This is a genomic window from Kitasatospora sp. NPDC059088, assembly GCF_042738155.1.
Classification (GTDB): domain Bacteria; phylum Actinomycetota; class Actinomycetes; order Streptomycetales; family Streptomycetaceae; genus Kitasatospora.
Genome location: NZ_JBHYGR010000240.1, coordinates 1 through 6,176, shown reverse-complemented (window position 1 = coordinate 6,176; position 6,176 = coordinate 1). Strand labels below are relative to the sequence as shown.

General features: G+C 73.7%; 4 protein-coding genes. 2 read left to right on the top strand and 2 right to left on the bottom strand.

The features are described from left to right. Positions 1-1,535 (top strand): MMPL family transporter (locus ACFWXO_RS44465; RefSeq protein WP_380532750.1); only part of this gene is annotated, 1,535 nt, incomplete at its 5' end. 152 nt (positions 1,536-1,687) lie between these two features. Here the strand turns inward: ACFWXO_RS44465 and ACFWXO_RS44460 are convergent. Further along, entirely contained in the window at positions 1,688-2,119 is a 432-nt protein-coding gene (locus ACFWXO_RS44460; protein WP_380532747.1) for an SRPBCC family protein, read from the bottom strand. A gap of 151 nt (positions 2,120-2,270) precedes the next feature. Beyond that, positions 2,271-3,620 carry a glycosyltransferase gene (locus ACFWXO_RS44455; RefSeq protein WP_380532744.1) on the bottom strand — a complete coding sequence of 450 codons (1,350 nt, stop codon included), beginning with the start codon at positions 3,618-3,620 and terminating at the stop codon, positions 2,271-2,273. Between the two features lie 204 nt (positions 3,621-3,824). Between ACFWXO_RS44455 and ACFWXO_RS44450 the strand changes: the two genes are divergently transcribed. Continuing rightward, positions 3,825-5,924 carry a glycosyltransferase gene (locus tag ACFWXO_RS44450; protein ID WP_380532741.1) on the top strand — a complete coding sequence of 700 codons (2,100 nt, stop codon included), beginning with the start codon at positions 3,825-3,827 and terminating at the stop codon, positions 5,922-5,924. Positions 5,925-6,176 lie beyond the last annotated feature (252 nt).

Below are 6,176 nucleotides of genomic sequence, written 5' to 3'. Positions count from 1 at the left end.
CGGTGGTCGCCGTCCTGCTGCTGATCACCTACCGCAGCCCGATCCTGTGGCTCGTCCCGCTGCTCGTCGTCGGCGCCGGGGACCGCACGGCCGGCATCCTCATCGGCGTCCTCGCCCCGCACGCCGGCGTCCAGGTCGACGCGTCCACCGCCGGAATCCTGTCCGTCCTGGTGTTCGGCGCCGGCACCGACTACGCCCTGCTGCTCGTCTCCCGCTACCGCGACGAACTCCACCTCACCGACGACCGGTTCACCGCGATGGCCCGCGCCTGGCGCGGCACCGCCCCGGCGGTCCTGGCCAGCGGGACCACCGTCGTCCTCAGCCTGCTCACCCTGCTGGCCGCCGAACTCACCGGCAACCGCGGCCTCGGCTTCGCCGGCGCCGTCGGCATCCTCACCGCGATGCTCTTCGGCCTGATCGTCCTGCCCGCCGCCCTCGTCCTGCCCGGACGCCGCCTCTTCTGGCCCCTCGTCCCCCAGGTCGGTGCCCCGGTCACCGCCGACCGCCGCGGCCTCTGGGCGCGCATGGGTGCTTCCGTCGCCCGACGTCCGGCCCGAGTCGCCCTCGCCGGCACTGCGGTCCTGCTGCTCCTCGCCTCCGGAGCGCTCGGCATCACCACCGGCCTGGCCCGAGCCGACTCCTTCCGCGAGGCCCCCGAATCCGTCCTCGGGCAACGCACCCTGGCAGCCGTCCAGCCCGCCGGCGCCGCCGAGCCCCTGACCCTCCTGTCCGCCACCGCAGCGGCCGACCGGACCACCGCCGCGGCCCGGCAGGTGCCCGGTGTGTCCTCCGTGACCCCGACCGACCGGACCGGGAGCTGGGCACGCGCCGACATCGTCCTCGACGCCGCCCCGGGCACCGCGGCCTCCGACCACACCATCAGGCGGCTACGCCACGCCGTCGCCGACGTGCCCGGTGCCCAAGCCCTGGTCGGCGGCCCCACCGCCGAGGCCTACGACACCGCACAGGCCAACGCCCACGACACCCGCATCGTCGTCCCCCTCGTCCTCGCGATCGTCCTGATCGTGCTCATCGCCCTCCTCCGCGCGCTGGTCGCCCCGCTGCTGCTGGTCACCACCGTCATCGCCTCCTACTTCGCCGCCCTCGGCGCGAGCTGGACCATCTTCCGCACCGTCTACGACTTCCCGGCCCTGGACACCAACGTCCCCCTGCTGTCCTTCCTCTTCCTCGTCGCCCTCGGCGTCGACTACAACATCTTCCTCATCGCCCGCACCCGCGAGGACACCGTCGCCGGCCACGACACCCGACGCGCCGTCCTGCGAGCCCTCGCCTCCACCGGCGGCGTCATCACCAGCGCCGGCATCCTGCTCGCCGCCGTGTTCGCCGTCCTCGGCGTCCTGCCCCTGATCACCCTCACCCAGATCGGCGTCATCGTCGGCATCGGCGTCCTCCTCGACACCCTCCTGGTGCGCACCGTCCTCGTCCCGGCCCTGGTCCTGCTCACGGGACGCCGCTTCTGGTGGCCCGGCCGCCCCGGATCCTCAGGCTCGCAGGTCCGCCGGAACCCCTCGTGAACCCCGTCCTGGGGCGCGTTCCGACTCGATGCGCCCCAGGACGGCCCTGCAGTGCGCACCGTCCGGGATGCACGCCGACGTGCAGGAGCCCTTCCTCACCAACGGCGACACACCCGGGCGCCCCACCGCACCACCGATCGCTCCGCCGAAGGTCACGCCGCCGCCAGCACCGCCGGCAACCGGAGCGCCACCGCGTCCGCGAGGCGCTCGAACTCGGCCCGCAGGAACGGCGCCGCGAGGCGCGCCAGGCCGTTGAACCGCAGCTGCGCGCGGTATACCACCAGCGCGTGGCTGCCCGACGCCCGCACCGAGATGTCGTCCGTGGCTGTGACGGTCCGGTTCCGCCCCACGAACAGCAGCCGATCGGGACCGAAGCGCTCCAGGCGGTACTCGAGTTCGGTGCGCCGTCCCCTGAACCGCGAGGTGTTGCGCCAGCGCGACCCTTCCGCCACCGGACCGTGACCGAGGCGTACACAGCTCTCGGTGCCCGGGTCCCACTGCGGCGTGTTGCCGAAGTCTGCCAGGTACCGCAGGACCTCCCCGGCCGGCCGCTCGACGAGCATGGTGCGCTCCACGGTGATCATCGGCTCTCCCTCGACGAGGCCCGCCGCACCGGCCGGCCTTCACCCCTTCTTCGTCGCGGACGCGTTCTCGGATGGCCCTCCGGAGAACGGTTCCGGGGCTCGCAGCCGATCGCCACTCGTTCTGCCCGTCCGAGCTGCCCACGCCGTGTGTTCAGAGACTGCCGGGCATCTGCGTCAGGAGAGCGGCCGCCGCCCAGTCGGGGCCGCGGGGTCGGATGCGCTTGCTGAGTCCGGCCGCTCCGTTCGCCGCTCCGGCGAGGAGGTCCGCGACTGCGGAGCCGGCGGATTCCGGGGAGAGGGTGTTGGGGTCGAGACAGCGGCCGACGTCGGCGCGCTCGGCGTCGTGGGCGATGGCGAACTGGTCGCTGGAGAAGGGCAGGACAAGTACGGGGACACCGGCGTACAGCGATTCGGTGAAGGAGTTGTTTCCTCCGTGGTGGACCATGGCGGCCGCGTGTGGGAGCAGTTCCTGCTGCGGGATGACCTGGGCCACGTGAAGCCGCTCGGGGGCGGCCTCGCGCAGCAACGGGTGATTCGTGACGTCGGAGACGCGGTTGCCGGCGGCCACGATCACGGAGGCGGGCGTGTGGCGGAGGATCCCGGAGGTGACGTTCGCCAGGACGTCGTGGCGGGCCGACAGGAAGGTGCCCAGCGCCACCAGCACCACGGAGCGCCGGCCTGCTGTCAGGCGTGCGAGCACGGCCTGCCAGGTCATGTCCACTGCTGCGGTGCCGCTGTGGGGCAGCAGGTGACCTGCGTACAGGGCCTTGGGCCCGCTCGGGGCCGGGGGGAGCCAGGGCAGACAGGGGTAGTTGAAGACGACCGCGTGCGGTGAGCACAGGGCGAAGGCCCGGCCGGGTTCGGGCCTGCCGGGAGCGTGGCGGCGGGCGATCGCCCTGAACGCCGCGGTGAAAGCGGCGTCGTTGGCGGCAACCGCGGCGCGCAGCCGGTCGAGATCCGCTGGGGCGGGCTGGAGGGTGTCGGGCCACGCGTAGGGCAGGCCGAAGTAGGCGTCCGGGGCGGCCGGGAGGTAGCTGGGGTGGCCGGGGCAGAAGGTGGCGTAGGGCAGGCCGAGGCAGTGCAGGGCGAGGGTCGCGGAGTAGGAGAGCTGGTCGACGAGGTACCAGTCAGGGCGCAGCTGTGCGTCGAGGGCCGCGAGGTCGCGCAGGACGCGTTCGGGTTCGGCGAGCATGTCGTCGCCGCGGTGGCGTGCCTGGGTGAGGAGGGTCGCCGTCGGCCCGAGGAACGTCGCGTTCAGGAATTCACGCAGGCGCCGGGTCTCGGCGTGGTCCTGGTGGGTGGTTTCGGCGATGCCGTGGTTGGCGTTGCGGGTGACGGCGAGTTCGGTGAACCCGAGGCCGCTTCGGGTCGCGAGGTCCTCGAAGGCACGGGTGCAGGCGAAGTCGACGCGTGCGCCGTGGTTGGCCAGTGCGGCGCCGAGCACGGCAAGGGGCCTGGCGTGGGAGTGGAAGGGCGGGCTGATCACGGCGACGCGGGCCATGCTGTCCTCCGTCAAGGGCTTCGGATCGCGTGCGGGTTCCGATCGTGCCAGGCCTCCAGGGTAGCCACGGCCGGACGTCGGTTGCCGCTACCGGGCCCGCGCGGTGCAGGGGCCCGGATCCGTGCGCGAGCGCCGGGTCCAATCCGTTTCGGCACTCGTCTCCGAAGGGGCAGGTGACCGTTCGGTGGCACGGGAGGAAGACCGATGACACACCACGTCACGCTGGTTCCGGCCGCAGCAGGGTCGCCGACCGGTGCCGCTGGCGCCGGGGCCCTCGGCGCGTGGCGCAGATTCCACTGGGCCCAGGACGTGCGAGCCCGCACCGGTGGTGACCTGCTCGGACGGCTGGCACGGGCCGAGTACGGCGGCGCCTGCGCCCACCCCGACTCGCTCCTGCCGCGCACCGACCGCCGCGCCGCGCGTCTGCGGCAGCTCGCCCGGAGCGAACGCGCGATGCCGGCCTGGGTGCTGGCCGCTGCGGGCTCATCCCCGGACCTGGAACCGCGGGAACGAATCGCTCTGGGCGAGGCGTGGGAACACAGCTGCGGGCCCGACGGTGGGCTGAACGCGACTGCCGAGATCCGCCGACGGCTGCTCTCGGCACCCGGCCCCGCCGAAGCAGCCTTCCTGCTCGATGTGGCGGACGCCAACGCCCTCAGGCCCCTCTCCGCCCGAGAGGCCGTCGAACTGCGTCCGATGGGGCGGACCCTGAGGCACGCGCTCTGGCGCTACCTGTCGGGCGTGGCCGGTGGCGGCCTCGGGCTGCCGCCGCATCCCGCTGAGGCACGGGATGCCTACGAGCAGTTGCTCCTTGCCGGGTGCTGGGAACGGGTCCTGCCCGGGGCGTCGGCGGGGCAGCGGTTCAGGACGGCCTTCGGCCCGCTGACCGAGCCGTTCACCGCCTCCCCGGTGGTCGCGCAGTCGATGCTTCTGGGCCGCCTGGAGGAACCCGGAGCCGGGCTCAGCGGAGGCATGAGCGTGCTCCTGACCGCACTGGCCGAAGCCCTGTCGGCCCATGCCCGCACTGCACGCGTCCTCACTCTGACCGCCGCCCAGCCCGACGACACCCGACGCGCCGAACTGGTGGGCCGATTCAGCAAGGCGCACCTGCTGGTACGCCTGCCCGTGGACTCGGCAGAGGTACTGGACCCCCAGAACGCCGCTACCCATCAGCCCGCTCTGGCCTGGTGGGCGCGGCGCGCCTTCGAACTCCCCGGAGCACGACCGGACATCACGCATGTCAGGTTCGCCGACGACGCCTCACTGGCCGTCGCCCAGGCCACCCGCCGCTTCGGCGCGAAGCTCGCGTTCACGGTCACCCCCGATCCTCACCGCACGATGGACGAACGGCATGCCGGTCTGCCCCCGGAGCAGACCACCGGCGCGAGCCACGCGCTGCGCCTGGACATGCACCGCATCTTCGTCGCCGACCGCCTCGTGGACCGCGCGGACCTGCTGGTCGCCATGCCCGGGCGGCACGGGACGCAGGAACTCCTCGAACACTTCCCGCAGTTGGAGAAGCGGTCGGTCCATCTCCAGCCCGAGGGCATCGCCCCCTTCCGACCCGCTCCTGACGACGCCGCGACCGGCCGCAGGATGCTGGCGCGACTGTTCGGCTGCGGTGGCAGCGTCGAAAGCCTGGACGCCACCGACCGCCACCTGCCGGTGCTGCTGTGTGTGGGACGCCTTCACCCCGTCAAGCAGCAGGAACAGCTGGTCCAGGCCTGGCTGCTCGCAGGCCTGCACCACCGCACGACCCTGCTGCTGGTCGGCGGGTCACCCACGGCCCCGACCGACATCGAAGCGGCGGTGCGCGCCAGGGTCACCGAACTCCTGGCCACGAACCCGGTCGCCCGCAGGCGAGCAGCCCTGTGGCCCGCTCTGCGCAACCGGCACGTCCGCCTCCTGGAGAGGGCGCTGGCACAGACCGGACCGGGTTCCGCGCTCTACGTGTGCCCCAGCGCCAAGGAGGAGTTCGGGCTCGCTGTGCTGGAAGCCATGGAAGCCGGCCTCCCGGTGGCCGCTCCCCAGCGCGGCGGCGCCTCCCACTACCTGCGCGACGGCGTCAACGGACGCCTCCTGGCCACCGAATCCGTGGCGACGCTCGCCGAGGGCCTGCGCTCGCTCGTCCTCACTCCTGCACCCGGGCTCGCCGCGATGGCGGCAGCCGGGTCGGCCACGGTGCGCGAGAGGTTCGGCATCGACGCCATGGCGGCATCCCTGGCGGACGCCTACCTCACCACGTGCCGCCCGGCTTCCTCGCGGCGGGCCCGGACCGTCGGGAGCCGGGGAGACGACACCTGAGACGGCGCGCGGGGAGGGCCGGCACGGGTCGTGCCGGTCGGCGCAGGTCCGGCCGGTCGGGCCCGCCCGCTGGACCCGACCGGGGCAAGAGGACGAGGAAGCGGCGCGGTGGCAGTACCGTCCTGATCCGGGCCGGTGCCCCCGGCGGCGGGGGACCGCCCCGCCGGGGGCCCGACCGTGACTGCGGGGCCCGCGGGGGGGCGCCCGGCGGCCCCGGCCGGGGGGGGGGCCCCCGCCCCGGGGGCCGTGCCC

Bases quoted from the DNA above. Each gene is read 5' to 3' on its own strand.
- ACFWXO_RS44460 (WP_380532747.1), bottom strand. From the start codon at position 2,119: ATGATCACCGTGGAGCGCACCATGCTCGTCGAGCGGCCGGCCGGGGAG.
- ACFWXO_RS44455 (WP_380532744.1), bottom strand. From the start codon at position 3,620: ATGGCCCGCGTCGCCGTGATCAGCCCGCCCTTCCACTCCCACGCCAGG.
- ACFWXO_RS44450 (WP_380532741.1), top strand. From the start codon at position 3,825: ATGACACACCACGTCACGCTGGTTCCGGCCGCAGCAGGGTCGCCGACC.